Source organism: Dietzia timorensis, assembly GCF_001659785.1.
Lineage (GTDB): Bacteria > Actinomycetota > Actinomycetes > Mycobacteriales > Mycobacteriaceae > Dietzia > Dietzia timorensis.
In genome coordinates this window covers 1,444,805-1,470,744 of record NZ_CP015961.1, presented here as the reverse complement: position 1 = coordinate 1,470,744, position 25,940 = coordinate 1,444,805, and the positions used below count along the sequence as shown (strand labels likewise).

Sequence of the window (25,940 nt, the reverse complement as noted above, 5' to 3'; positions counted from 1 at the left end):
CACTCTAGGCGGTTTCTCGAACCGCGGTTAACCGATGTCCGTTCCCCGTGCTTCGAGCGCCTTCTCGATGACTTCGTACTTGGCGACGTTGTGCCGCGCGTCTTCCAGCGCAGAGTGGGCCTTCGAATTGTCGAGCGCGGGAAGCGGCGGCTTACCGGCGAACTCCCATAGCTGCTTGAGTTCGCGAGTGAATCTCGGCATGGCCTGCGGCAGCGCCGTCATATCTCCCCACAGCTGACATACCGCCACGTGATCGTAGGCTCCGACCCAGGCCCAAAGCTCGATGGCGGTTCCGCGCGCATTGGTCATGAGGAAGTCGTAGAGCTCGTCCCGAATCCGCTCGCGTCCCATCCACGCGCGGTCCGAGGGGTTCGGCAGCTTATTCAACACGTTCCGTTTGACCCACTCACCCGCCTTGGAGGGGTCGTGATCGGTGGACACGGCATAGAACTCGGCTCCGGGGACGCCATTGCGGGATTCGGCCACCACTCCGATGGACACTAGCTCGATGGTGTGGCCGTCTTCGATGAACTCGCAGTCGTAGAAATACCGCACTCGGTGCTGGTCCTCACTTCTCGTCTTTTGCGTTGTCGGAACGATTCTCACGCAGCGCGTCGAGTTTTTCCTTGACGTCGGCACCGTACACGTCGGGTACATACTCCTGCCCGGTGAGTTCCTGGATCCGGCGCATCACCTCGTCCGTGACCTCCCTCTCGGCCTCCCGTTCGCCGATGCGATCGAGCCATGGACTCACGTCGAGCGGTTCGCCGATGCGGATGCGAATCTTCGCGGGGCGTGGGACATGCGAGTCCGCGCCGAGAAACTTATCGGTTCCGATGAGGCCGACCGGAACGATGGGAATACCGGATTTGAGCGCGACACGCGCGATTCCGGTCTTCCCGCGATAAAGCTTTCCGTCCGGCGACCGGGTGCCTTCGGGAAACATGCCGAGGATCTGCCCCTCGGCGAGGACTCTCGCCCCGGTCTCCATCGCCGCAGTCGCCGCATCGGCATCCGTGCGGTCGATGGGAACCTGTCCCGTCTGGGCGAAGAAGAAGCGCTGGAACTTCCCCGTCAGACCCGACCCTGTGAAGTACTCACTCTTGGCGAGAAACGTGAGTCGGCGCGGCGAGCGGAGCGGAAGGAAGAGCCAGTCGGAGGCGGAGAGGTGATTGATCGCGAGCAGAGCCGCGCCCTCATTCGGGAAGTTCGAGGCGCCTTCGAACGTAGGACGGCCGGCCAGGAAGAACCATGGCCCCAGAACGATGTACTTCAACAGCCAATAAAGCATCCGTACGCCTCTCACCGAGTAAGTCCGGGCGGATGTTTCTCACACTATTCCTCCGGATTCCGAAACTGGTGGATTCGACTCGAATAGGGCGGCGCTTCGGGGAAGGCGGTGGACATGTCGGCTGCCCGGTGTCACGCTCGGGCGATCATCGACTCCGGCCACATGCTTGGATTGGCGACGAACAGGATCCTCAATCGCGCATCGTCGCCGCCCTGCTCGAAATCGACCTGATGAACCAGGCAGCGCGCAAGCACACTTCCGATCTCCACGTCTGCGCGAACCCCGGAGAAGAACATGCGGAGCAAACCGTCGATAACGACAGGTTCTCGGTCGGGTTCGGCGGGGACGGAAACGACGAGCTCGTAGGTCGGCAACCCTTCGACGGATTTCACTCTTCGCATCGGCTCGACAGGGTTCGCCTCTGCGGCTCGTGCTCCCAAAAGTGCCGCCATTGCGGTGGTCGTCCGGACGTCCTCGCCCGTTCCGGCGACGACGATGCGAATCGCGGGAAGATCGGCGGGAACCGATCCGCTGGAACCGGAAAGCCAAGCGGTGAGAACATCAAGAGTCGAGGCGATTTCGTGCGCATCAAGGACCGCCGGGTCGATGTGCTCGCCGGCGGCCAGCGCCGCGAATCTCGTGTTCCTCGGCCAGAACGACTCGATCAGGTCGGCGCTCTGTTGAGGAGCTTCGATGCGATGCAGAGCCGCAGTCGTGCCGTCCATTTCCCGTATGACGAGGTCCCAGGCTTTCGATTCGACTGCGCGCCTGAGGTACTCCCAACTCAGCGCCTCGGCAAGCGAGGAATTCCTATCGAGCAGGAGCAGTCGCGGTCCGACGGCGCCGACCGAACGGAGGCGATCTCCGTAGGCGGCGGCGAGCGTCTCGGCGTTGTCGTCCCGGATATCGAGTGCTTCTTGCCTGTCGCTTCCCAATATCCGGGTGAAGTAGTTCGGCGACGACGTGTAGAGCATGGCCGTTGCCTCCGGGCCCGCGTCACCGAGCAACTCCTCGATCGCCTTTACCCGCTCGTCTCGCCCCCCGCCGACGACGACCACGCACTGCGTTGAGTCCGCAGAATTCTTGTCGGTCAACGCGTCTCCACTCTGGCGGCCAAATCCTCCAGGGCCGCGTTGATGATGCGCTTTTCCGCGCGCTCCCGGAATCGCCCCAACATCTCGACGGTCAGTTCGACATCGATCGAATAGGTGACATCTGTCGTGCCGGGACGTTCTCCCGGCGCGAGGGAGTAGCTCCCATCCTGCCGGGTTTGGAGAATCGAGGGCTCGGAAAGGCTCCAACTCACCTCGGTCCCGTCCTCGGACCAGGAATAGTCGAGTTGATATTCGTCCTCGACGATGCCGGCGATGAGCACGAAGTCCACGCGAGCGGGCCGTCCGGCGTCATCGGTGGAGACTATCGAGGTCTTTCGAATTGCCGGCACCCAGTCTGGATAATTGTCGAAATCGGCGATGGTCGACATAACTGTTTCGAGGCCTGCGTTGATAGTCACCGTCTTTTGGGCGCTACCCCCTGAGCTCGAACCGGATCTCGACTGTGCCGATCGACCCTCCGGCAGCGGTACCTCAGACGTATTTTCGCCGCCCTGACCTTCTGCCGTCATGGTCGGTGCACCTTCCTGCTCGTCGCCGCAATGAACTCTTTTCCACGCTACTGGCTTTTCGTCGCGGGACACAGCTCACCGTCCACACTCGCAGCGAAAATCGTCCCGAGGAGCGTTCGTCGGGGCCCGTCGCGCGCATTAACGCCCCGAGTTAATCCCGCGTATTAAATTGCCGTGAGTAACGTCCGAAGCCGCGTTCCTTCTAATTGGCAGGGAAGTCACGTTAGGCCTCAGAGCAACGGGTAGACTGTAAAAAAGTTATGAGGGTCACAGTTCACGGCCTCCGGTCGAGGATCCGAATCGGCAACGGCGCCACCGGCGCCCCGTCGCCGTTCTGGGTTCGGATCGGAAAATGTTTACTATGCTTCGACTGTTCGCCGCCGAAAGGAATTACGAATGCGTGAATACAGCGTCCCCGGTGATATCAACGTCCCCGACGACTGGTCCTGCGTCCAGGTTGTCTACGACATCGCCGCCGAGGACCCCAACCACACGATGTTCCTTCGCGAGCAAGGCTCGTCGTGGGCCGAGGTAAAGGCCAGCGACTTCGTCTCCGAGGTTCGGGAGGTTGCGCGCGGCCTCGCCGCCAGCGGGATCGAGGTCGGAGATCGCGTCGCAATCCTTTCGTCCACTCGATACGAGTGGTGTGTCACCGACTTCGCCATTTGGGCGGTCGGAGCCAGCAGCGTCCCGATTTACGACTCCTCTTCGGCCAGCCAGATCGAGTGGATCCTGTCCGACTCGGGAGCCAAGATGGTCATCGCCGAGACCGCGGCGCATGCGGCCGAGGTCGAGGAGGCGAGCAAGAATGTCGAGCAGGACGTCGCCGTTCTCGTCATCGACGGAGACGAGAAGGCCCTCGATAAGCTCAAGTCGGCCGGAGCATCCGTGGAGGATGCAGAGCTGGACAAGCGCCGCGGAAGCGTCTCGTCCTCCGATATGGCCACCCTCATTTACACCTCGGGGACCACGGGCCGCCCGAAGGGCGTCGTCCTCACGCACGGAAACATTCAGGCCGAGGCCTTGGCCGTTTCCGAAACCTCGCTGAGCCAATACCTCACGCCCGGCAATGTCTCGCTGATGTTCCTTCCGCTCGCTCACGTGCTTGCGCGCGCGATCAATTACGCCGGCATCTACAAGAAGGTCACGCTCGCCCACACCGCGGATCTGGCAAACATCGTCGAGCGCTTCGGGCAGGTCCGCCCGCAGTACATTCTTTCCGTCCCGCGCGTGTTCGAGAAAGTCTTCAATTCGGCACGCCAGAAGGCGCACGACTCGAGCCCGGTCAAGGGCAAGATCTTCGAAGCGGCAGTCGACACGGCAGTCGCATACTCGGAGGCGGTGCGGTCGGGCGGAAAGCCCGGTGCCCTCCTCAAGGTCAAGCACACAGTCTTCGACAAGCTCGTCTACAGCAAGCTCAAGGAAGCCCTCGGCGGGCGTTGCCAGGTCGCCGTGTCCGGCGGCGCTCCCCTGAGCTCCCGTCTGGCACATTTCTTCGACGGCCTCGGCGTGACGATCTACGAGGGATACGGACTCACCGAGACCTGCGCCGCTCACTGTGTGAACACGCCGGAAGCGCTGAAGATCGGTACCGTCGGCCGCCCGCTCCCCGGCCACGCCGTGCGCATCGAACAAGACGGCGAGGTCATCGTGTCCGGGCCCGTCGTCACCAATGTCTACTGGAACAACGAGGATGCGACGAACAAGTCCTTCAAGGACGGCTGGTTCTTTACCGGCGATCTCGGTTCGATCGACGATGACGGCTTTTTGACCATTACCGGCCGCAAGAAGGAAATCATCGTCACTGCCGGCGGCAAGAACGTTTCCCCTGCCGGGCTCGAGGAAGGCCTCAAGCAGGACGCGATGGTTGCCGAGGCCGTTTGCGTCGGCGACGGTCGTCCGTTCATCGCAGTCCTGCTCACGTTGGATGAGGAGTCCTTCGAGCGCTGGAAGAAGGAGAACGGTAAAGAGGGCTCGATCGAGGAATTGGCCGACGACTCCGATCTTCGCGCGCACCTCGACAAGGCACTCGATCACGCCAATGCCACGGTCTCCCACACCGAGGCCATCAAGAAGTACAAGGTGTTGCCGAGCCAGTTCACCGAGGAGAGCGGTGAACTCACGCCCTCGCTCAAGGTCAAGCGCAACGTGGTCCACGAGAAGTTCGCAAATGAGATCGAGGCGATCTACGCCAAGAGATAGCACCGCGGCGTTCTCGCCCGTGACGACGTAGAGAAGGGTGGTTTTCGGCTCAGTCCGAAAACCACCCTTCTTGTCGTACGCACGCCCGGCGCACCGGCACGGCTAGCTGGGGTTCAGTCGTCCCACGGCAACAGGACCTCGCGCATCCGATTGCCGAGTTCGTCCCACGACCACCTGTCCAAGACCCACTCCCGCCCGGCACTCCCCATCGAACGAGCGCGCGCGTCGTCATCCAGAATCTCAATGAGTGCATCCGCAACCGGCAGCGCCTGCGAGCCATCGACAACCAGCCCGGTCTGACCGTCCAGAACCGTCTCGGGAGCGCCGCCAGAGCGCCCCGCCACCACGGGCACCCCGCACGCCGATGCCTCGAGGTACACGATGCCGAGGCCTTCGACGTCCAATCCCGCTCCCCTTGTCCTCGCGGGCATGGCGAACACATCTGCGGCCTGGTGCAGCTTCACGACGTCCTCGTCCGGGATGCGCCCTGTGAAAACGACGTGATCGGTGACGCCGTGCCGTTCGGCGAGCTTCTCCAACGTCGCACGGTACGGGCCCCCGCCGGCAAGTACGAGGACTGCGCCCGGGATTCGGGAACGGATCTTCGGCAGGGCCGCGATGAGCTTGTCCTGCCCCTTGCGCGGGACGAGCCGCGACAGACACAGGATCATCTTCGACTCGGAACCGATCGCGTACCTGGAGCGGGTGGCGTCAATCGCCGACTGATTCGTTTCGGGCGCGAAACGCTCGACGTCCACGCCACCTGGCTGGTGGATCAGACGCGCCCTCGGGCCGAAGGCCGCGGAGAACCGCTGTCTCGTGTACTCCGAGACGAATGTGACCGCGTCGGTGTGGTCGCCGATATAGCGAAGCGCGGCGCGAGACGGGGGCAGCATGGACCATCCGACTTCGTGCCCGTGGGTGCTTGCGACGATGTGTCGTACGCTCCCGCGGCGAAGCGCCCCGGACATCACGGCCAACGGGGCGGCCGCCCCGAACCACACGGTCTCGGCCTGCCATTCATCTATCAGGCGCTGCGCCTCGGCGATGACATTCGGTGTCGGGAGCAGCATCCCGGTGGGCATACGCCGGACCGTGTACGGGCGGGCGGCATCGTAGGCCGCGGACTCCTCCTCACCGAACGTAGACGTGAGAATGCAGACGTCTTCGGCGTCGAGATAGCGGAGATAGCTTTCGATATACGACTGGATACCGCCGGGCCGCGGCGGATAGTCGTTGGTGATCAGTAGGGTGCGGGCCACGGCCTCCAGCCTTTCACACATCGACGGCGCGCCGTCACTCGACATCAGTCCGAAATGCACAAACTCCGCAGGGGCGCCTTGTGCGCGCCGCTCTGCGGAGTGGGTGCGGGAATTGCTCGCTCGGTCGGTACTACCTCTTAGTAGTAACGAACGGCGTTGTTGAACGGCATCGAGTCGAGCGGTGCGTAGCCGACCGGAACGCCCTCGGTCGAGGCGTGGAGGATCTGGCCATCGCCGGCGTAGATGCCGACGTGGGTCGCTCCTCCGTAGAAGGAGACGATGTCGCCGGGCTGCAGGTCGCCCTTGGCGACCTGCGTTCCGCCCGAAGACTGGGCCTGGCTCGTGCGCGGGATGTTGATGCCGGCCTGGCTGTAAGCCCAGGAGGTGAGCCCGGAGCAGTCGAAGGAGTCGGGACCGGTGGCGCCCCACACGTACGGGGAGCCGACCTTCGTCTGCGCGGCTTCGAGGATCTGCTGGCCCTTCGAGGTCGGGGCTGCCTCAACGTACTGCTGCTCGGCCGGGGCGTCGGTAACTTCCGAGACCTTGACGATGTCCTCGAAGCCGGCAGGAACCTGCAGGTCAGCGGGAGCGTCGAACGTCACGGCGCTAGGCAGACCCTCAACCGGGTTGACGAGTTCTGCCTGGTACGGGGCGGCTGCTGCCACACCGGCGCCGGCGATTGCGGCTCCACCGGCAAGCAGGCCGGAGATGGCAATGCGACGAGTGTTCGACTTAGACGGTGCGGAATGAGCTCCCACGAAACGTTCTCCTTTAGGTCTTGCTCCACGCGGAGGTTCTCTTGTAGTTGGTCGTCCGTCTGATTCCCGATCAGACCGTTGACCCGAATAGAATCCGGTGGCTTCCCCGACCCCCGCTGTTGACGGGTGTTGATCCCGAGGTCTCAAAAAGATTACGAAATCGTGACAAACGTGTCCAACACCCGGCGGCCGCCTGGGCCCGAATCTGGTGATTTCCGTCGATTTCCAGTCCGTTACGCCCCTGCGATAACGAAACGATCACAATCCCGCCTCCTCTGGCATCACAGGCCATACCTGCATTTTCGACGGCCAACCCGCACGGGGGTCGTCAATGCGGAAGGAACGAAACTACCGTCGATATTTTCGTTTGTGAAGTGTGTCACAAGCAGGTATCGGGCGTGTCTTTCTCGTTACCGGACGTTGCCTTTCGTTATCCGATGACGGCGGACGTGGAGATGCCTCGCGACTCCAATGTCGGAGTCGGGTCTTATCGTTGGTTGCTATGAGTTACGCGAGACCGTTCGGCGCACACCGGCCGCACGACGGCGCCGGCGGTGTCGAAGTCGACGCGTTCGCGGGCAGTGGCCACCAGCAGCTGTTGTGGTCGGAAGAGCCACCGCTGTCCGAGACCACGTTCGTGATCGTCGACCTCGAGACCTCAGGCACTGCTCCGGGCAACGCCGCGATCACCGAGATCGGCGCGGTGAAGGTACGCGGAGGCGAGGTGCTCGGCGAGTTCGCGAGTTTCGTCCAAATCGACCGCCCCCTTCCGGCCGACATCGTCCGGCTCACCGGTATTACCGACGAGGATTTGCGCGATGCTCCGCCAATATCCGAGGTGTTCCCCGCGTTCCACGAGTTCGCGCGGGGCGCCGTTCTGGTCGCCCATAACGCCCGCTTCGACATGGGCTTCCTCAAGACCGCCTGCAGCGATCTCGGTTACGAGTGGGACTTTCCCACCCCGCTATGCACCCTTGTCCTATCCCGCAGGATTGTGCCCAAGTCCGATACCCGTTCGTACCGGCTGCATGATCTAGCCAGATTGTTCAACGCGAAGACCGCGCCGAACCACCGCGCGTTGTACGACGCGCGGGCCACGGTGGACGTGCTGCACGGACTCATCGAGCGCGTGGGCGACTGCGGCGTCGAGACACTCCCCGATCTTCGCCGATTCGACAACCGCCTGTCTCCCACCACGCGGCGAAAGGCGTCCCTGGCCGATGCCCTTCCCCAGTCCCCCGGTGTGTATATCTTCCGCGACGACACCGGCGTTCCCTTGTACGTCGGGTCGTCGATCAATATTCGCCAACGGGCGCGAAGTTATTTCTCCGGCGGCGACTCGCGCTCGCGGATGCGCACGATGGTGGGGTTGGCAGACTCGGTCGAAGCCGTCGAATGCGCACACGACCTCGAAGCATGGGTGCGAGAAGAGCAACTCATCGACTCTTTACAGCCTCCGTTCAACAGAAGGTCGCGGGCACCTCGCAGGGGGTGGTGGGTCGCCCCGGGCACTAAGGCGGGCGCCCTCAGAATCGAGCGGTTTCCGTTTGGCGAAGCGATCGGGCCGTTTCGCACGAAGAACGAGGCGCGCGATTGCGCCGAGATCTACGGGCTCGAGGATTGGGACGGACTTTGCGGTGGCACTCAACTCGGTGGGCTCGAGGACGCCATCGAATCCATCACGAACCTCGCGTCCGAGGGGAGGTTCGAAACAGCGGCGAGGCGACGCGACGAGCTGGCTCCGGCGGTCGCCGCACTCGCGGGCGTGCACTCTCTCGGACCGCTCGCCCGCTGTGAGGAGATCGTTCTGGCCCAACGCCTCGCGAAGACGTGGACATTCGCCGTCATACGTTATGGGCGTCTGGCCGCGGCAGGAACTCTTCCCCGAGGCGCCGACTGGTCCACTTACGTCGCCGGGCTTCGCGAATCGGCTACGCACATCTCCCCCGGCGATGGCCCGTTCGCGGGTGCGACGGTGCCCGGAGTCAGGCTCATCGCGAGGTGGATGGATACTCGACCGACGCGCATCGTCTCGATCACCGGGCAGTGGCGTGAGCCCGCTCGCGGTGCGCAACGGCTCCTCGAATGGGCGGAAACCGCCAAAGATGCTGCACGGCACGCACGCCGCTCGCTGCGATGAGGACCCGGTTCAACCAGAATTTTTGACCGTATATAACGGGGTCATTGAAGAGGCTAACCGCGAAGTCGCTCGCCGAACGCCACCCACTTGTCCAGCACGGTCTTGGCTGCACCGGAGTCGATGGACTCCGACGCAGCCGCGATGCCCTCCGTGAGAGCCTGCCCGAAGTCCACATCCAGTCCGGGATTGCGGTAGGCGACGATGGCGGCCGCAGAGTTGAGCAGAACCGCGTTGCGTACCGCGCCGGGCTCTCCATCGAGTAGGCGGCGGGCGACATCGGCGTTGACGTGAGCGTCCCCGCCTCGTAGCTCGTCGAGCGTGGACAGCTCCATCCCGAAGTCGTTCGGATGAATCTCGGTGACGCCGAGCTCGCCGCCGTGCACCCGCACCACCTTGGTCGTGCCTGTCGTGGTGACCTCATCGAGCCCGTCGGAACCGCGGACGACGAGAGCGTCCGTACCACGAAGCCGGAAGACGTTCGCCATCGTTTCGGTGAGGTTCTCGAAGGCGCAGCCAATCAGATTTCGGCCTGGGCGAACAGGATTGGTGAGTGGACCAAGGACGTTGAACACAGTCGGAACGCCAATTTCGCGGCGCGCCTGTCCCGCGTAGCTCAGCGCTGGATGGAATACGGGAGCGAAGCAGAAGGTGATGCCCAGATCATCGAGCGCACGCCCGACGTCACCCGGGCTGATATCGATCGAAACTCCGAGCGCCTCGAGAACATCGGCTCCACCGGACTTCGAACTCGCTGCCCTGTTCCCGTGTTTGGCAACCTTGATGCCCGCTCCGGCAACGACGAGCGAGGACATCGTCGAGATGTTGACTGTGCCCTGACGGTCACCTCCGGTGCCAACGATGTCCACGCAATCCGTACCGGTACTTGACGGAACGTCGACCGCGAACTCGACCATCACATCGGCGAGGCCCACGAGCTCTTCTGGCGAGACCCCCTTCGTCTGCATCGCCACGCCGAAAGCCGCAATCTGGGCGTTGGTCGCTGCCCCGCTCATGATCTCGCGCATTGCCCACGACGACCGCTCACGGCCGATATCGCCGTTCGACACGAGGAGACCGAGAACATCCCGCCACGCGTAAGACTCATTCGGCGAGTTCTGCGTCGCGGTTCCCATACATGCCTCCATCGAAGTCGTGAGTGCGGCCCATCCATCGGAACCCGAGTTCACGCCTGTTGCGCGCTCGAGTTTCCGGGCCAATGAACGTAATTCCTCGTCTACAGTCTTTCATGCCGGGCTCTCGCGACGAGCTCGGCTCGCACGTTCCTAAGAATCGAAAACGGTTCCTAAGACGGAACTGAGGAGTAGCCTGCGCCACAAACCTTAGCGTTAATACCCCCTTTTTGGATGGGCGAGCTGGGGAAAGCCGTGGGAATTCTAAGGAATCCGGGGGTCGATGCAACCCTTTCCGACCGGACACGTCATACTTTTATGTGTGACGAGCGCAGTTGGAAATTCAGAAGCGGCAATCGCTCAGCGAGTGCACTCGCTGAACAGGCCGAACTTGGTCAGCATGGGCACGATCGTGTGGTTGTCCCAGGAACTCATGTTCTTCGCGGGCCTGTTCGCCATGTACTTCGTGTCGAAGGCGAATTCGCACGGAGACTGGGCGAACCAGGCGGCACAGCTCAATGTGCCCTACGCCGTGACGATCACCGTGATCCTCGTAGCATCTTCGTTTACGTGCCAGATGGGCGTATTCGCAGCGGAGAAGGGCGACGTGTTCGGCCTCCGCCGCTGGTACTGGGTGTCGGCGATCATGGGCCTTATCTTCGTGGCAGGACAGGGGTACGAGTACTACCACCTGGCTCATGAGGGCGTGACGATCTCGGCCAGCGTCTATGGTTCGGCCTTCTTCATCACGACCGGATTCCACGGCCTGCACGTGATCGGCGGTGTCATCGCGTTCTTCGTGCTCATCGCACGAACACACATGGGCAAGTTCACCCCGGCACAGGCCACGGCGGCCATCGTTGTGTCGTATTACTGGCACTTCGTCGACGTCGTGTGGATTGCACTGTTCTCCACCATTTACTTCATCCAGTAACCGGCCTCCCTGCAGCTCCCCGCTGCGACTGACCCCAGGCCTTTTTCTCGTAAGGGATCACCGATGAAATCACCTCAGCTGCCCCAGGAGGACCAGTCCGGTAAGGACTCGCCGTCCAAGGCACGCCGCCGCACTCCGTTCCGACGCCGCAAGGCAACCGGCGCGCTCGTCATCGCCGCCGGTCTCCTCGGCGCCGGAGCATTCGCGGCAGCGGTCACCCCGGAGCCGCAGGTCGCCACTGCCCAGATGGATGACGCAGCACTCATCGCCGAGGGCAAGGCACTGTACGACGTTTCCTGCATCACCTGCCACGGCGCAAACCTTCAGGGTGTCGACGATCGTGGACCCTCGCTCGTCGGAGTCGGCTCGGGTTCGACCTATTTCCAGGTCCACTCGGGACGTATGCCCATGAAGGCGCAGGAGGCACAGGCCGAGCGAAAGCGTCCGCAGTTCAACGAGCAGCAGACCCTCGCCCTTGCTGCCTACGTCCAGACGCATGGCGGCGGACCGGAGATCGTCTTCGACGAAGACGGTCAGGTCGCCCAGGGGTCCCTGCGCGGGGCCAGCGGCGAGGCCACCGGCGACGACATCGCCCGCGGCGGGGAGCTCTTCCGCCTCAACTGCGCGTCGTGCCACAACTTCACCGGTCGTGGTGGCGCTTTGTCGGGTGGTAAATACGCTCCGATTCTCGACCCGGCGAACGAGCAGGAGCTTTATCAGGCCATGCTTAACGGTCCGCAGAACATGCCGAAGTTCTCGGATCGTCAGCTCACCCCGGAGGAGAAGAAGGACATCATCGCCTTCATCCGCTCCAGCGCCGAGACGCAGAGCCCCGGCGGTTACGCCCTGGGTGGTCTTGGCCCCGTCACCGAGGGTGCGGCCATGTGGTTTATCGGTATCGTCGCTCTCGTCGGAGCGACCCTGTGGATCGGAACGCGTTCATGAGCGAGTTTAAGAAGCCTTCTGCCGCGGAACTGGACCGGATGAGCGAAGATGAGCTTGTCGAGCTCGGAACGAAGCTCGACGGCGTGGAAATTGCTCACCGCGAGCCCCGCTGGCCCGAAGAGATCAAGACGCGCGCGGAAAAGCGTGCCGAGCGTAGCGTGACCTTCTGGTTTGCGCTCGCGGCGCTGCTCGCGCTTGCGTTTATCGTCATCTACATCGCGTGGCCGTGGCACTACAAGGGCTGGCAGGATGACGGCTACTGGTACTACAGCCTCTACACCCCGCTCTTGGGTGTCACCCTCGGCGGAGCGATTCTCGCAGTCGGTATTGGCGCAGTTCAGTTCACCAAGAAGTTCATTCCCGCCGAGGTCACGGTCCAGACCCGTCACGACGGACCGTCGGACGACGTCGACCGCAAGACCATCGTTGCGGAGCTGAACAACTCATGGAAGACCTCGACTCTCGGTCGTCGTAAGGCCATGATGGGGGCGCTCGGCGCCGGCGGTGCGCTCATCGGTATCGCCGCCATTATGCCGCTCGGCGGAATGATCAAGAACCCTTGGAAGCGTCACGAGATGACGATTCACGGCGACGGTACTCTCCACACGACCGGATGGACCCTTGCTTCCAGCGAGCGTCCCGACGGTCTTCCCGCCGAGAAGGTCTACCTCGGACGCGACACCGCTCGTACTTTTCCCGACGGGCACGTCCCCGAGGGGGTGGGTCGCCTCGAACGTCTCCGCATCGAGGATCTCGCCGCAGGCGGCCTCGAGTCGGTTTTCCCGCTCCCCGCCTCTGCACTTGGTGACTTCCATGCACACATGGAATCGATCCACGGCGCACGTAACTCGGTGATGCTCATCCGCCTCCGCCCGGAGGACACTGCACGTGTGATCAAGCGGCGCGGGCAGGAGGAGTTCAACTACGGTGACTTCTTCGCCTTCTCCAAGATCTGCACGCACGTCGCCTGCCCCACGTCGCTCTACGAACAGCAGACACACCGCATCCTGTGCCCCTGCCACCAGTCGCAGTTCAATCTGCTGGAATATGCAAAGCCTGTCTTCGGTCCGGCTGCGCGAGCTCTTCCGCAGCTGCCGATCTCGGTGGATTCCGAGGGTTACCTCGTTGCAAATGGCGACTTCATCGAGCCAGTCGGCCCGGCCTTTTGGGAGCGTAAGTCATGACCAACTCCGTACTCGGATCCAAGGTCGCCGAAGCCGGCGACAACATGGACAGCCGCTACACGATGGCAAGCGGCATGCGTCGACAGATCAACAAGGTCTTTCCCACGCACTGGTCTTTCCTGCTCGGCGAGATCGCTCTGTACAGCTTCATCATTCTGCTGATCTCGGGCGTCTACCTCACCTTGTTCTTCGACCCCTCCATGTCAAAGGTGATCTACCAGGGCGACTACGCGCCCCTAAACGGAATCGAGATGTCGCAGGCGTATGCCACTGCGCTCAACATCTCCTTCGAGGTCCGGGGCGGCCTGTTCGTCCGGCAGATCCACCACTGGGCCGCATTGCTCTTCGTGGCGTCGATGGTCGTCCACATGCTGCGCATCTTCTTCACCGGCGCCTTCCGTCGCCCGCGTGAAGCGAACTGGATCATCGGCTGCGTCATGCTCCTTCTCGGCATCGTCGAGGGCTTCCTGGGGTACGGACTCCCCGATGACCTGCTCTCGGGTACCGGTTTGCGCATTACCTCGGGCATCATTATCTCGCTGCCCGTGGTTGGTACGTGGCTCCACTGGATGATCTTCGGCGGCGACTTCCCCGGCGAAATCATGATCCCGCGTTTCTACATCCTTCACGTCCTTATCATTCCGGCTATTCTGCTCGCGCTGATCGCTGCGCACCTCGCGCTGGTCTGGTACCAGAAGCACACGCAGTTCCCCGGACCGGGACGCACCGAGAACAACGTTGTCGGTATTCGAATCATGCCTGTGTTCGCCGTGAAGTCGATCGGCTTCGGCGCCATCACCATCGGTGTGCTCTGCCTCTTCTCGGGATTGTTCACGATTAACGCGATCTGGAATCTGGGTCCATATAACCCATCTCAGATCTCCGCTGGTTCCCAGCCCGACTGGTACATGCTGTTCACCGAGGGCGGCGCGCGAGTCATGCCGGCCTGGGAACTGTTCATCGGCCCCTACACCGTCCCGGCAGTGTTCTGGGTGGCGATCATGCTCGGCGCAGTCGTCGGACTGATGTTCGCCTACCCGTTCCTCGAGGCGAAGTTCTCGGGCGACAACAAGCACCACAACCTGCTCCAGCGTCCTCGCGATACGCCGGTACGCACGGCGTCGGGAATGATGGCGATCTCGTTCTACGTGATCCTCGTGCTCATGGGTTCCAACGACCTCATCGCTTACCACTTCAACATCTCGCTGAACGCGACGACGTGGGCTGGTCGTATCGGTCTGATCATCGTTCCGCCGATCGTGTACTTCGCGACCTACCGCCTATGCTTGGGCCTCCAGCGCGCAGACCGCGAGGTGCTGGAGCACGGCATCGAGTCCGGCATCATCATGCGCCTACCCCATGGCGAGTTCGTCGAGGTGCACCAGCCGCTTGGTCCGGTCGACGAGCACGGCCATCCTGTTCCGCTCGAATACGCCGGCGCGAAGGTACCCAACCAGGTCAACCACCTCGGCCTCACGGGCAAGCCCCCGCACGGTGCGCTTACCGCCGATCCGGTCGAAGAGGCCACACTTCTCTCCGAGCGCGACGAGCACTCGGAGGAGGACGAGAAGGAGACCCTCAAGGCACTCGTGGAGCGCACCAAGCGCGGAAGCGACGAATCCCACTAGGGAAATCTTGCCCCACGACTACGTGGCCTCGATCGACTTCGATCGGGGCCACGTTTCGTATTTCGCCGGGATTTGCACCACTATTCGCGCCAGTCGCGCCGGCAGCTCTGTGAACACTGATCCGCGCGAGCCGTAGAATCGGCAAACAGTATGAACTGTTTCTCAGCGCAGATCCGTACCATCGCCGACGATGAATTCGAGGTGTTGGAATCGATCGAGAATGACGCCGATCGGGTGCTCATCGACATTCTTCAACCGACACGATGGAACCCCGCTCCCCCTGGCAACACGCGCCGCGGGCACGCAGGCACTGTGCTTGTCGCCGAGGAGCCCATCGAGTCCCGTTCACCTATCGCCGGCTTCATCGACGTGCGCTACGTGGACAGCGTCACCGCATACGTTGACGTCCTCGCCGTGCGCCGACAGTCGATGCGCCGCGGCATAGGGCGGAGCCTCCTGCAAGAGGCCACGGCGAGGGCAATGTATTCGGGTATGGAGCACCTGACACTTCGCACGTATCGCTCCATCGCCTTCAACGCGCCTTTCTACGCCTCAGAGGGGTTCTCTCCCTTTTCGCCGGCGGAGAACGCCACGTGGGCCGCAAAGGTCCTCGCTGCCGAACGGGCGGGCGGACTGCCTGTTCCGGAAGATCGTGTATTCATGCATCTCCCCCTGAGGTCTCCGCGGTATGGTGGCCCCACCTAATTTTGATCGGGCGGAGGAGACATGGAGTCGTTCTATCGACAAACGGCCGAAGGACTCTTCGACAGTGGCGTGTACACGGCCGGACCTTGGGGTCCGGAATCCCAGCACGCGGGACCACCGTCTGCACTACTCGCGCGAGAGTTCGCTGGTGTTGGGGACATAGGCGACAAACGCATTGCCTCCATTTCGGTCGACATCCTCTCCCCCATCCCTCTCCGCCCCCTCCATGTCAGTGTGAGCGTGGCCAAACCCGGGAGGCAAGTGGAGCTCCTCTCGGGAGAGATCCGCGCAGCCGACAAGATTGTCATGACGGCGCGCGCGTGGCGGGTGCGGCAAGCTCCGGACGATGTGCCCAGCATCGGGTCAACAGCACAACTCCCCGAGACCAGTAAGGCGGACGATTCGTATGGAATCGGTAACGCCGTGATGCCAGGGGCCTACACAGGTGGCTATCTGTCCGCAGTGCAGTGGCTACAAGCCCGTGGCGAGGATCTTCCGCAGGACGAGGCTCGTAGCGCGTGGATCCGGCCGCTTATCCCGCTGATCGAAGGCGAAGACCCCACGGGAACAGAACTCGCGATGCTCACCGCCGATTCGGGTAGCGGAGTCCATGTACCCGTCGACCCTTTCCATCACCCGGGAGTCAACTGCACGTTGCATGTGGCGCTCGTCCGCGAACCCGAGGGAGACCGTATCGGCCTGGAATCCCGGACGTCCGTGGAGCCCGGGGGCTGCGGGCTGACGTCTACTACCCTCTACGACCGGCGTGGCGTCGTGGGCATGGGGACGCAGAGCCTCCTCTTTCGTTAGGACGAGGACAAGAGGGAAGCGGCGCCGGGTTGGCTACGGCTTCTCCGACGTCATGGGTAAATAGCTACAGTGCCCGGCGAGAAGCTCGCCGGGCACTGTTTGTGGATGCGCCGATGAGGATGGCGCGAACAATTATCGAGGGCTGCGCTAGTGCGTCTCCGGGCCCCAGTAGTACTGGAACACGAGGCCGCAGACGGCGGCGACCAGCGCGACGGCACCGACCGCGACAATCCACCAGTTAGTAAACGCGAGACCAAGACCGACCGTGACCACCACGGCAGCGACGATGAAGGGCCAGATAGAGCCGGGCGAGAAGAAGCCGAGTTCACCGGCGCCATCCGAGACCTCAGCGTCCTCGTAATCCTCGGGGAGTGTGCTGATTCGCGCGTTGACGAAGTGCAGGTAGCCGGCAATGAGCAGGCACAGCAGAGTCGACAGCACGAGTGCGGTGCCGCCCGCCCACTCGATGTTGAGGCGGGACTGGTGGGTCAGATAGATGTACGCGACGGCCAGGATCCCCAGGAACAGGGTGAGGCCATCGAAGACGCGCATTGCTGCATGCATGTCAGATCCTTAACTCTTCTCGTGCCCTGCGTTAGTTCGCGGCCGCGTTGTTGTCGACGGTGTTGTCCTGCTCGCGGGTGTCCGCACGGCCGGTCCTGAACGGCTCGGTGGACGTCGCGTACGGGTCCTGCCCGATGTGCTCGAGCGCCTCGGCGTTCGTGGCCAGCGGGTTCTGCTCGCGGAAGTTGATGTACTCGGCGAAGTCTGCCTCCGACACCGCGCGAAGCTCGAAGTTCATCATCGCGTGGTACGTGCCACACATTTCCGCACAGCGGCCGACGAATGCGCCCTCGCGGTCGATCTGCTCGACCTGGAACTTGTTGAGCTGCTGGTTCTGGCCGGGAGCCGGCATGACGTCGAGCTTGTAGACGAACTCCGGAACCCAGAACGAGTGGATGACGTCTGCCGAGGAAAGACGGAACTCGATCCGAGTGTTCGTCGGAACCACGAGCACCGGGACCTCTTCGGACGTGCCGACGGTCTCCATGTGGTTGTAATCGAGATACGACTTGTCGTTCGGCAGGCGGCCGTGGATCGGGCCGGAAGCTGCGGGCCCCTCGAGTCCCTCGGCCTCCTGCTGTTCGGGGCTCAGCGTTCCGGCCGCCTCAGCCTCTGCTTGAGCCTCGTAGTCGGTGCCGTCCTCGATCGACGCGCCATCGACATCGACCTTGTTGTACCCGAACTTCCAGTTCCACTGGTAGGCGGTGACGTCGACGCGAACGCCGACCTCTTCCTCCGGTGCCAAGTCGAGAACCTTGTTCTGCGTGACAACGGTGCCGTAGAAGAGCACGGAGATGATGACGAACGGGAGGATCGTGTAGATCAACTCCAGCGGGACGTTGTACTGCGTCTGCCGCGGGAACTCGGTGTCGCCCTTCTTCTTCCGGTGGAAAATCATCGGATAGAACATGAGCGCCCAGACGATGACACCGACGACGAGCGACGCGATGACGGTCAGCGTCCAGAACTCGCGAATCGCGGTGCCCTCGGGCGTGATGCCGGTCGGGAACCCGAAGTTGATGGTCTGATTCCACCACTTGTTATCCGTATGCAAGCTGCAGCCGGAAAGAACGAGCCCAAGGATGCCCATTAAACCGGCAAAAGCACCCCTGTGCGCCCATCGGCGCTCGCCACGCTGATCCACCATCTAGCCTTCCTCTTTACGGCTCCGCTAGTGCACGCGACACCCATCGTCGCTACACCTAAGAAGAGTATCGGAACGCTCTTAGATTCCACGCCTTGGGGGGTGCGATTCTCATATTTCGACCCCCAATCAGTCGCGGTCTGCACTGCTCGGCCGGGCGCTACCCGCCGGGCGCACTCCGACTACGTAGGATACCGGAGTAAACACACGCGCCCGGGGCTGACGCTTAGAGCCTCCCAGGGCGCGGCCCTATCCCCAATTCGGCAAGGAATGCTCACTCTATGTGCGGACTGATCGGACTACTGAGCCACCGCGGCGAGGCCACGGCACACAACGATGCGGTGCTGGCGGCAATGGAATGCATGCACCACCGCGGCCCGGACGAGGTAGGCACGCAGGGAACCGACGACCTCGTCTTCGGTTTCAATCGCCTGTCGATCATTGACATCAGCCACTCGCACCAGCCGCTGCGCTGGGGTCCGCCCGAGGCGCCCGAGCGCTACACGCTCGTGTTCAATGGCGAGATCTACAACTACATCGAACTTCGCGAACAGCTGGTCGCCGAGTTCGGCGCCGAATTCGCCACCGAGGGAGACGGCGAACCGATCGTCGTCGGTTTTCACCACTGGGGACCGGAAGTCGTGAAGCACCTGCGGGGCATGTTCGGCATCGCCATCTGGGATACCGTCGAGCGGAGACTATTCGTGGCCCGTGATTTCTTCGGCATCAAGCCGATGTACGTCGCCGAGGGACCCGACGCCACGATCATCGGATCCGAAAAGAAGTCTGTGGCCGAACTCGCGGGGATCGCCGGCGTGGACCAGTCGATCGACACACGGGCGCTGCAGCACTACGTCACCCTGCAGTACGTCCCCGAGGACGAAACGCTCAACAAGGGCATCCGCCGCCTCGAGTCCGGCACGTACGCCTTCTTCCGCCCCGGAGAGAAGGGCGAGTTCGTCCGCTACTTCCACCCGAGTTTCGAGGTGTCGCCGCAGCTGGCGAACAACACCGGCGAGCCCGCGTACCGAAGGATCACGAACGCGCTGGAGGATTCGGTCGCCAAGCACATGCGCGCCGACGTGACCGTCGGATCCTTCCTCTCGGGCGGTATCGACTCCACCGTGATTGCCGCGCTCGCCCGTCGTCATAACGAGAAGCTGATGACCTTCACCACCGGCTTCGAGCGGCAGGGCTACTCGGAGATCGACGTCGCGGCGGAGTCCGCTGCGGCGATCGGCGTGGAGCACGTGGTCAAGGTCGTCTCCCCCGAGGAATTCGCGGCGGCTATCCCGGAAATCATCTGGTACCTCGACGAGCCCGTCGCCGATCCGGCGCTCGTACCGCTGTACTTCGTCGCTCGCGAAGCCCGCAAGCACGTCAAGGTAGTGCTCTCCGGAGAGGGCGCCGATGAACTTTTCGGCGGCTACACGATCTACAAGGAGCCACTCTCGCTCGCACCGTTCGAAAAGGTGCCGGGCTCGCTGCGGCCCTATCTCGGCAAATTGTCGGCGAAGCTACCCGAGGGGATGCGCGGCAAGTCGCTACTCCACCGCGGCTCCCAGCGCCTCGAGGACCGTTACTACGGCAATGCTCGCTCGTTCAGCGAGGCGCAGGTCGAGTCCGTGCTGCGCGACTACCGCCCCGAGTGGGGCCACCAGGACGTCACCGCGCCAATCTACCGCCTGTCCGAGGGCTGGGATCCGGTCGCGCGAATGCAGCACCTCGACCTGTTCACGTGGCTACGCGGCGACATTCTCGTCAAGGCCGACAAGATCACTATGGCGAACTCGCTCGAACTGCGAGTGCCGTTCCTCGACAAGGAGGTCTTCGATGTCGCGCGCACGCTGCCGCACACCGAGAAGATCTCGCACGGCACGACCAAATACGCACTGCGCCGCGCGATCGCCGACATCGTCCCTCCGCACGTTCTCGAGCGCCGCAAGCTCGGCTTCCCCGTGCCGACCCGGCACTGGCTCGCCGGGCCGGAGCTGCACGATTGGGCGCGCGGCATCATCGCCGAATCGCAGACCGATGAGCTCGTCGACAAACAGGCCGTACTCGCGATGCTCGACGAGCACCGCAAGGGCACGAGCGACCACAGCCGCCGCATCTGGACGATGCTGTGCTTTATGATCTGGCACGGCATCTTCGTCGAGAAGCGCATCAACCCGAACATCGAGCGCAAGGACTACCCCGTCCGCCTCTAACGCCGCCCCACCCAGTCGAAGAAAAAGGTCCCGCCTACCCATTTCGGGAGGCGGGACCTTTGCGCGTGTTCGCCGGTTATCGCCAATGACGGCGGAGGAACCGAGCCGACTATGCCGGCAACAGCTCGGCGAGTTCCTGTGCAGCGTCCTCGCCGAACGCCTCGCGAAGGCGCGCGGTGGCCTCATCGGCATCCATCGTCCACTCCTGTGGGCCAGTCGTCTCGATGACGTAGGTGGCGATCAGCGCGCCGAGCTGAGCCGCGCGCTCGACGCTGCGGCCATTACGCACGCCGGTGAGGAACCCGGCGCGGAAGGCATCTCCCAAGCCCGTGGGATCAACCACCGTGCGCGCAGGAACGACGCCGACGCTGACCTCGCCCTCGGCGGAAAAGACACTCGCGCCGTCCTTGCCCTTCGTCGTCACCCTGACGCCGACGCGGGAGTCGAGTTCCTCGGCGGTCCAGCCGGTGCGGTGCAGGATGAGGCCGAGCTCGTACTCGTTGGAGAACAGGTAGGCCGCCCCGTCGACGAGCGTGGTGATCTGCTCGGCGTCGAGCGATACGAGCTGCTGCGAGGGGTCCGCGGCGAATGGTACTCCGGCCGCGCGGCACTCTTCGGTGAGCGTGACCATCGCGCCCGGGTCGTTCGCGCCGATGAGCACGATGTCCGGGGTACCGATCTTGCCGGTGACGAAGCCGAGGTCGGCCTTCGACGCCTGCGCCATCGCGCCCGGGTAGAAGGAGGCGAGCTGCGCCTGCTCGGTGTCGGTGGTGCACACGAACCGTGCGGTGTGGAGAGAATCCTCGATGCGCACGAGAGTGGTGTCCACGCCGTGCTTTGTGAGCCACTGGTCGTACTCGTCGAAGTCCTGCCCGGCAGCACCCAGGAGGTAGGGATTCTGTCCCAGTACACCCATCGCGAAGGCAATATTGGCACCGACGCCACCACGGCGGACCTCCAGGTCGCTCACCAGGAAGCTCATGGAGATCTTGTCGAGTTGGTCGGGCAGGAACTGCTCGGAGAACTTGCCCGGGTAGGACATCAGGTGATCGGTGGCGATGGAGCCGGAAATAACGACAGACATGCCCTAGAGACTAGGACATGTCTGTCGCGGTACGGCGGGCAGGGCGCGTTGGGGCCGCTGCCGTGAACCGTGTTTTTAGTTGAACGAGTCGCCACAGGCACAGGAGCCGGTGGCGTTCGGGTTGTCGATGGTGAAGCCCTGCTTCTCGATCGTGTCGACGAAGTCGATCGACGCGCCGGAAAGGTACGGGACCGACTTGCGGTCTACGGCGAGCTTCACGCCGCTGAAGTCGCCGATCACGTCGCCGTCGAGCTGGCGATCGTCGAAGAAGAGCTGGTAGCGCAGTCCCGCACAGCCGCCTGGCTGGACGGCGATGCGCAGGGAGAGGTCGTCACGGCCTTCTTGGTCCAGCAGAGCCTTGGCCTTGGACGCAGCAGCGTCCGTCAGGACGACTCCGGTGGCAACTTCACTCGGTGCAGTCATATTTCTTCCGGCTCCTTCTTCGTAAAGGGTGGCGTCGCGGCCGGCGTCTGCGAGGCGCGTGGCGCGGACTTACTGTGCTGTGTTCCAACCCGAGAGGCTGGCCACTTATTCCCGTCCGCTCCGCGGCGGGGGGATTTTTCGGGGTGTCCGGTGTGATCTCCCTCGGATCTTCGCCGGGCTACCCGATGTATCCAAATGTACTACTCCCACACTAGGTCGCGTACCCGCCCGAAGCCACCCGCAGGGCCGCATTGGTGGGCGCGGGAGGAAATCATTTAGCCTGGTGGGGTGAAGTTTGGGTTTGGGTCAAAGTCAAAATCTGCCTCCGAGCAGTCCGAATCGAGCGACCTGGCGCTCGATCAGGACGCCGTCGAGGCCGAAAGTTCCGCCGAGGCCGCTGCGGAAAAGCGCCGCGGATCAGCGACGACACCGAAAAAGGGGCGACCGACTCCCACGCGCCGTGAAGCCGAGCGGGCCCGCGGACAGCGGACCGGTCCCGTCGCCGCTCCCCTCACCCGCAAAGAAGCCAAGGAGCGGCGCAAGAACGAGAAGAACTCCATGTCCAAGGAGGAGCGCAAGATCGCTCGGGCACGGGCGAACGCCGCACGTGAGGAGCGTCGCCAGGCGATGCTCGACGGCGACGACCGCTACGTCCTCGAGCGGGACCGCGGTCCCCAGCGCCGCTACGCGCGGGACTGGGTTGACACCCATCGGCGAATCTCGAACTACTTCATGCCGGTCGCGCTGCTGATCATCGTGTTCCAGTTCTTCCCGATTCCCGGATTGATCGGAATCTTCCAGATCGCGTTCCTTTTGGTGATCCTGATCGTCATCATCGACACGATCCTCGTTGGCCGGACGGTGAACCGGGCGGTTGCAGAACGATTCGGGGACGACGCGAAGACAGGCTTCGGGCTCGGTTTCTATGCGGCAATGAGGGCGATGCAGCCGAAGAGCCTGCGCACTCCGCGTCCGCGGGTCAAGCCCGGAGATGCGATTCCGGGAACGTAGCCATGCGCAGGAATGCGCCACTGGGCCCGCGGGCAATCGAGAGCCAAACCGAGCGATTGCTGCGCGCCGCGGTCGTGCCGACGTTCTCGCCGCTCTAGGCTGAAAGCTCTCACGTACATCGCCAAAGGAGGGGCACAATTGCGTTCGCTCATCATCGGTGGCAATCGTTCGGGCAAGTCGGCGCGCGCGGAGGCCCTGATAGCTGCCGCCGCGGGCTCGTCCGAGGTGCTCTACGTAGCGCCCGGACTGACCTCCGGCGACGATAACGATTTCGCCGAGCGCGTGGCCGCTCATCAGGCCCGGCGTCCGACGTCATGGCGCACGATCGAAACGCGCGACGTCTCCTCCGTCCTTCGCGATAACCCGGACGCGTTCGTGTTGATCGACGATCTGGCTGCCTGGCTCACCTCGACGCTGGACGCCAACCTCGGGTGGACCGGCGATAGACATGCAGCAGATACGGAAATCGATGACCTTTTCGCTGCGCTGTCGGAGTTCCGCGGTACCGCGGTGCTCGTGTCCGCCGAGGTCGGGCTCGGCGTGGTCGCCCCGACGACATCCGGACGCCAGTTCGCAGACATCCTCGGCGCGCTGAATTCTCGTCTTGCCGGCGAATGTGACTCCGCAGAATTCGTCGTTGCCGGGCATGCGATCGCGCTCGACGGGCGCACTCATCCCTCCCCCGCCGCCGCGGAACGAGACGACGCGGTCTCCCGGTTCGGCTCCGCCGACGCCCGGCACGCCGCCGTCGATCAAGAGGCCGTCCCGCAGCGCCCCCCTAGGCCTGACCTATCCGCCGGCCCCCTCGCGGGCACCGCCGGCACCGCGACAACAGTTGGCACCGTAGCCGCTGCGTCGACCTCGAGCTCGAACGAGGACGACAGCGCGCCCATCTCCCCTGACACTCAACCTTCGGACGAGAACTTCCCGGGCCTCGGGGATGCAGCACTGTATGACACCCCGGGCAGATTCGGCAAGGTCGCCCAACCCGACCGGAATGTCTCTGGCCAGGCGCTCGACCACCAGGCGAGGCTCACGAAGCCCGCCGGCTCGCTCGGACGACTCGAAGACCTCGCCGTCTGGTATTCGGCATGTCGCGGAGAGGTACCGCCACCGCCGCTCGCGAACACGTCCGTAGTCGTATTCGCCGGCGATCACGGTGTCGCCGCACACGGGGTGTCGGCCTTCCCTCCCGAGGTCACCACCCAGATGGTGGACAATATCCTTTCCGGAGGCGCCGGCGTCTCGGTGCTCGCGCGACAGTTCGGCGCGACGGTCAAGGTTGCGGATATGGCCGTCGACGGCCCGACACCCGAGCACACCCGCCGCCACAAGATCCGCCGCTCCAGCGGCTCGCTTGACCGCGAAGACGCGCTCACCCAGGAAGAGACGCTCGCCGCGATCGCCGCCGGACGGCGAATCGCCGACGAGGAAATCGATGCGGGCGCCGACCTGCTCATCGCCGGCGATCTCGGGATCGGCAACACCACGCCGGCGACCGTTCTCATCGGCACGATCACCGGACTGGAACCGGTGACGATTGTCGGACGCGGCACCGGGATCGATGACGCGGGGTGGATGCGCAAGGCCGCCGCGGTGCGCGACGGCATGTTCCGCAGCCGCAATGTTTCGCGCAAGCCGGTGGAACTGTTGCAGCGCGTCGGCGGCGCCGACCTCGCGGCGATGGCCGGTTTCCTCGCGCAGGCCGCACTGCGCAAGACCCCGTGCATTCTCGACGGCGTCGTGGTCACCTCAGCCGCCCTCGTCGCCGATCTGTTGGCACCGGGGGCCCGCGGCTGGTGGCAGGCCGGGCATCGTTCCCCGGAGCCCGCACACACCACGGGGCTGACCTACCTCGGGCTCGAGCCGATCATCGAGGGCAACCTCCGCCTCGGCGAGGGCTCCGGCGCTGTTACCGCGTTGCCCATCCTCCAGGGCGCCGTAGCGGTCATCCGCGAGATGGCCACCTTCGACGCCGCCGGCGTATCCGGCAAGTCCGAGACCAGTACCGACTAGCACCATGACCACCATGCGGGCGGCCGCGATGATCATCTCGTGGATGACCATCCTCCCACTGCGTGTCCGCGGCCCAGTCTCTCGAGAATCGGCCGGCCGCGCCATCAGCTGCCTCCCCGCCGCAGGCTCGGTCGTCGGTGTGTTCGCCGCCAGCCTCGCATTCCTCCTCGACCTCGCCGGTGCGACTCCCCTACTCTCGGCCGCGCTCGTCGTCGCCGGCCTCGCGATTCTCACCCGCGGCATGCATCTCGACGGCCTCGCCGACACGGTCGACGCCCTCGCCTCCTACAAGCCGGCAGCCGAGGCCCGCCAGATCATGCGCGAGGGTACGGTCGGGCCGCTCGGCGCCGGCGCGCTCGCGCTGGTCTCGCTCGTCGAGGTCGCCGCGTACGCACAGCTAATCGAGGCGGGCGCCTTTGCCGCGATCGCGGCCGTCGGCATCGTCTCTCGGTGCCTGCCCGTCTTTCTGTGCCGCCGCTCGATCCCCTCCGCCGAGCAGGGCGGCTTCGGCCCACTGGTCGCGTCTACACAAGGACCCGCGAGTATGACGGCGCAGGCGCTCATCACACTCGCCGCCGCGGCCCTCGCGGGCGAGAGCATCGCTTCCGCGTCCGGCCGCTCTATTTTTGTCGAACACGGGGCGCCCGCGGTGTCGCTGGGGATCTGCATGTGCGCCGTCATATGCGGGGTGGCGTGGTTGTTCACCAAGGTGCTCGGAAGGCATGCGGTGCGCCGGCTCGGCGGAATCTCTGGAGACATCCTGGGTACGGCGATCGCACTGGGGGCGGCGATAACGGCGAGCGGATTCGCCATCCTCGCAGGTTAGAGACTCGACAGCGACAAGATCTCCCGTTTCGCGGACACCCATTTTCAAA

The 25,940-nt window shown here is 63.7% G+C and carries 23 protein-coding genes; 12 read left to right on the top strand and 11 right to left on the bottom strand.

Annotation, left to right across the window (positions count from 1 at the left end):
- Positions 1-27 precede the first annotated feature (27 nt).
- From BJL86_RS06755 to BJL86_RS06740, 4 genes are all read right to left on the bottom strand, one after another.
- The gene (locus BJL86_RS06755) at positions 28-555 is read right to left on the bottom strand and encodes a polyadenylate-specific 3'-exoribonuclease AS (RefSeq protein ID WP_067473195.1); all 528 of its coding nucleotides are present in this window, start codon (positions 553-555) and stop codon (positions 28-30) included.
- A gap of 13 nt (positions 556-568) precedes the next feature.
- Entirely contained in the window at positions 569-1,291 is a 723-nt protein-coding gene (locus BJL86_RS06750; RefSeq protein ID WP_067473198.1) for a lysophospholipid acyltransferase family protein, read from the bottom strand.
- Positions 1,292-1,422: 131 nt separating this feature from the next.
- The gene (locus BJL86_RS06745; RefSeq protein ID WP_067473201.1) at positions 1,423-2,385 is read right to left on the bottom strand and encodes a hypothetical protein; all 963 of its coding nucleotides are present in this window, start codon (positions 2,383-2,385) and stop codon (positions 1,423-1,425) included.
- Positions 2,382-2,987, bottom strand: a complete 606-nt coding sequence (locus tag BJL86_RS06740; protein ID WP_156896125.1) for an SRPBCC family protein — start codon at positions 2,985-2,987, stop codon at positions 2,382-2,384. The genes BJL86_RS06745 and BJL86_RS06740 overlap by 4 nt, the downstream gene beginning before the upstream one ends.
- Positions 2,988-3,311: 324 nt before the next feature.
- Here BJL86_RS06740 and BJL86_RS06735 point away from each other — a divergent pair, with 324 nt between their 5' ends.
- Complete coding sequence (locus tag BJL86_RS06735; protein ID WP_067473209.1) at positions 3,312-5,117, top strand: AMP-dependent synthetase/ligase; 1,806 nt, start codon at positions 3,312-3,314, stop codon at positions 5,115-5,117.
- A gap of 113 nt (positions 5,118-5,230) precedes the next feature.
- Here BJL86_RS06735 and BJL86_RS06730 read toward each other — a convergent pair whose 3' ends face one another.
- Together BJL86_RS06730 and BJL86_RS06725 are read right to left on the bottom strand one after the other, a co-directional pair.
- The gene (locus tag BJL86_RS06730; RefSeq protein WP_067473391.1) at positions 5,231-6,379 is read right to left on the bottom strand and encodes a glycosyltransferase family 4 protein; all 1,149 of its coding nucleotides are present in this window, start codon (positions 6,377-6,379) and stop codon (positions 5,231-5,233) included.
- Between the two features lie 137 nt (positions 6,380-6,516).
- Positions 6,517-7,137 (bottom strand): C40 family peptidase, encoded by a 621-nt coding sequence (locus tag BJL86_RS06725; RefSeq protein ID WP_067473211.1) that lies wholly within the window; start codon positions 7,135-7,137, stop codon positions 6,517-6,519.
- Between the two features lie 502 nt (positions 7,138-7,639).
- On the opposite strand from BJL86_RS06725, the gene BJL86_RS06720 reads away from it, so the two are divergent.
- Positions 7,640-9,277, top strand: a complete 1,638-nt coding sequence (locus tag BJL86_RS06720; protein ID WP_082908419.1) for a DEDD exonuclease domain-containing protein — start codon at positions 7,640-7,642, stop codon at positions 9,275-9,277.
- Positions 9,278-9,330: 53 nt separating this feature from the next.
- On the opposite strand, the gene trpD is transcribed toward BJL86_RS06720, so the two are convergent.
- The gene (gene trpD, locus BJL86_RS06715) at positions 9,331-10,410 is read right to left on the bottom strand and encodes an anthranilate phosphoribosyltransferase (protein ID WP_156515256.1); all 1,080 of its coding nucleotides are present in this window, start codon (positions 10,408-10,410) and stop codon (positions 9,331-9,333) included.
- Between the two features lie 319 nt (positions 10,411-10,729).
- Here trpD and ctaE point away from each other — a divergent pair, with 319 nt between their 5' ends.
- From ctaE to BJL86_RS06685, 6 genes are all read left to right on the top strand, one after another.
- On the top strand, positions 10,730-11,341 hold the full coding sequence (gene ctaE / locus BJL86_RS06710) for an aa3-type cytochrome oxidase subunit III (RefSeq protein ID WP_067473397.1): 612 nt from the start codon (positions 10,730-10,732) through the stop codon (positions 11,339-11,341).
- 63 nt (positions 11,342-11,404) lie between these two features.
- Positions 11,405-12,286 (top strand): cytochrome bc1 complex diheme cytochrome c subunit, encoded by an 882-nt coding sequence (gene qcrC, locus BJL86_RS06705; RefSeq protein WP_067473214.1) that lies wholly within the window; start codon positions 11,405-11,407, stop codon positions 12,284-12,286.
- On the top strand, positions 12,283-13,470 hold the full coding sequence (qcrA, locus tag BJL86_RS06700) for a cytochrome bc1 complex Rieske iron-sulfur subunit (protein ID WP_067473217.1): 1,188 nt from the start codon (positions 12,283-12,285) through the stop codon (positions 13,468-13,470). The genes qcrC and qcrA overlap by 4 nt, the downstream gene beginning before the upstream one ends.
- Positions 13,467-15,098, top strand: a complete 1,632-nt coding sequence (qcrB, locus tag BJL86_RS06695) for a cytochrome bc1 complex cytochrome b subunit (RefSeq protein WP_067473220.1) — start codon at positions 13,467-13,469, stop codon at positions 15,096-15,098. Before qcrA ends, qcrB begins: the two co-directional genes overlap by 4 nt.
- A 150-nt stretch (positions 15,099-15,248) precedes the next feature.
- A complete protein-coding gene (locus BJL86_RS06690) occupies positions 15,249-15,803 on the top strand; it encodes a GNAT family N-acetyltransferase (RefSeq protein ID WP_067473223.1) in 555 nt (184 codons plus the stop codon).
- 21 nt (positions 15,804-15,824) lie between these two features.
- Positions 15,825-16,613, top strand: a complete 789-nt coding sequence (locus BJL86_RS06685; protein WP_067473226.1) for a thioesterase family protein — start codon at positions 15,825-15,827, stop codon at positions 16,611-16,613.
- Positions 16,614-16,760: 147 nt separating this feature from the next.
- Here the strand turns inward: BJL86_RS06685 and ctaF are convergent, their stop codons facing one another.
- Positions 16,761-17,177, bottom strand: a complete 417-nt coding sequence (ctaF, locus tag BJL86_RS06680; RefSeq protein WP_067473229.1) for an aa3-type cytochrome oxidase subunit IV — start codon at positions 17,175-17,177, stop codon at positions 16,761-16,763.
- A gap of 31 nt (positions 17,178-17,208) precedes the next feature.
- A complete protein-coding gene (ctaC, locus tag BJL86_RS06675) occupies positions 17,209-18,324 on the bottom strand; it encodes an aa3-type cytochrome oxidase subunit II (RefSeq protein ID WP_231887167.1) in 1,116 nt (371 codons plus the stop codon).
- A 278-nt stretch (positions 18,325-18,602) separates the two neighbouring features.
- On the opposite strand from ctaC, the gene asnB reads away from it, so the two are divergent.
- The gene (asnB, locus tag BJL86_RS06670) at positions 18,603-20,531 is read left to right on the top strand and encodes an asparagine synthase (glutamine-hydrolyzing) (protein WP_067473235.1); all 1,929 of its coding nucleotides are present in this window, start codon (positions 18,603-18,605) and stop codon (positions 20,529-20,531) included.
- Between the two features lie 109 nt (positions 20,532-20,640).
- Here asnB and BJL86_RS06665 read toward each other — a convergent pair whose 3' ends face one another.
- Together BJL86_RS06665 and BJL86_RS06660 are read right to left on the bottom strand one after the other, a co-directional pair.
- Positions 20,641-21,615: a carbohydrate kinase family protein gene (locus BJL86_RS06665; RefSeq protein WP_067473239.1), complete on the bottom strand. Its 975-nt coding sequence runs from the start codon at positions 21,613-21,615 to the stop codon at positions 20,641-20,643.
- 75 nt (positions 21,616-21,690) lie between these two features.
- Positions 21,691-22,038 (bottom strand): HesB/IscA family protein, encoded by a 348-nt coding sequence (locus tag BJL86_RS06660; RefSeq protein WP_067473242.1) that lies wholly within the window; start codon positions 22,036-22,038, stop codon positions 21,691-21,693.
- 288 nt (positions 22,039-22,326) lie between these two features.
- Between BJL86_RS06660 and BJL86_RS06655 the strand changes: the two genes are divergently transcribed.
- The 3 genes from BJL86_RS06655 to BJL86_RS06645 all read left to right on the top strand — a co-directional run bounded on the left by BJL86_RS06655 (position 22,327) and on the right by BJL86_RS06645 (position 25,891).
- Positions 22,327-23,049, top strand: a complete 723-nt coding sequence (locus tag BJL86_RS06655) for a DUF3043 domain-containing protein (RefSeq protein ID WP_067473245.1) — start codon at positions 22,327-22,329, stop codon at positions 23,047-23,049.
- A 138-nt stretch (positions 23,050-23,187) separates the two neighbouring features.
- On the top strand, positions 23,188-25,065 hold the full coding sequence (cobT, locus tag BJL86_RS06650) for a nicotinate-nucleotide--dimethylbenzimidazole phosphoribosyltransferase (RefSeq protein WP_067473248.1): 1,878 nt from the start codon (positions 23,188-23,190) through the stop codon (positions 25,063-25,065).
- 4 nt (positions 25,066-25,069) lie between these two features.
- Positions 25,070-25,891, top strand: coding sequence for an adenosylcobinamide-GDP ribazoletransferase (locus tag BJL86_RS06645; protein WP_082908421.1), 822 nt, complete (start codon positions 25,070-25,072; stop codon positions 25,889-25,891).
- Positions 25,892-25,940 lie beyond the last annotated feature (49 nt).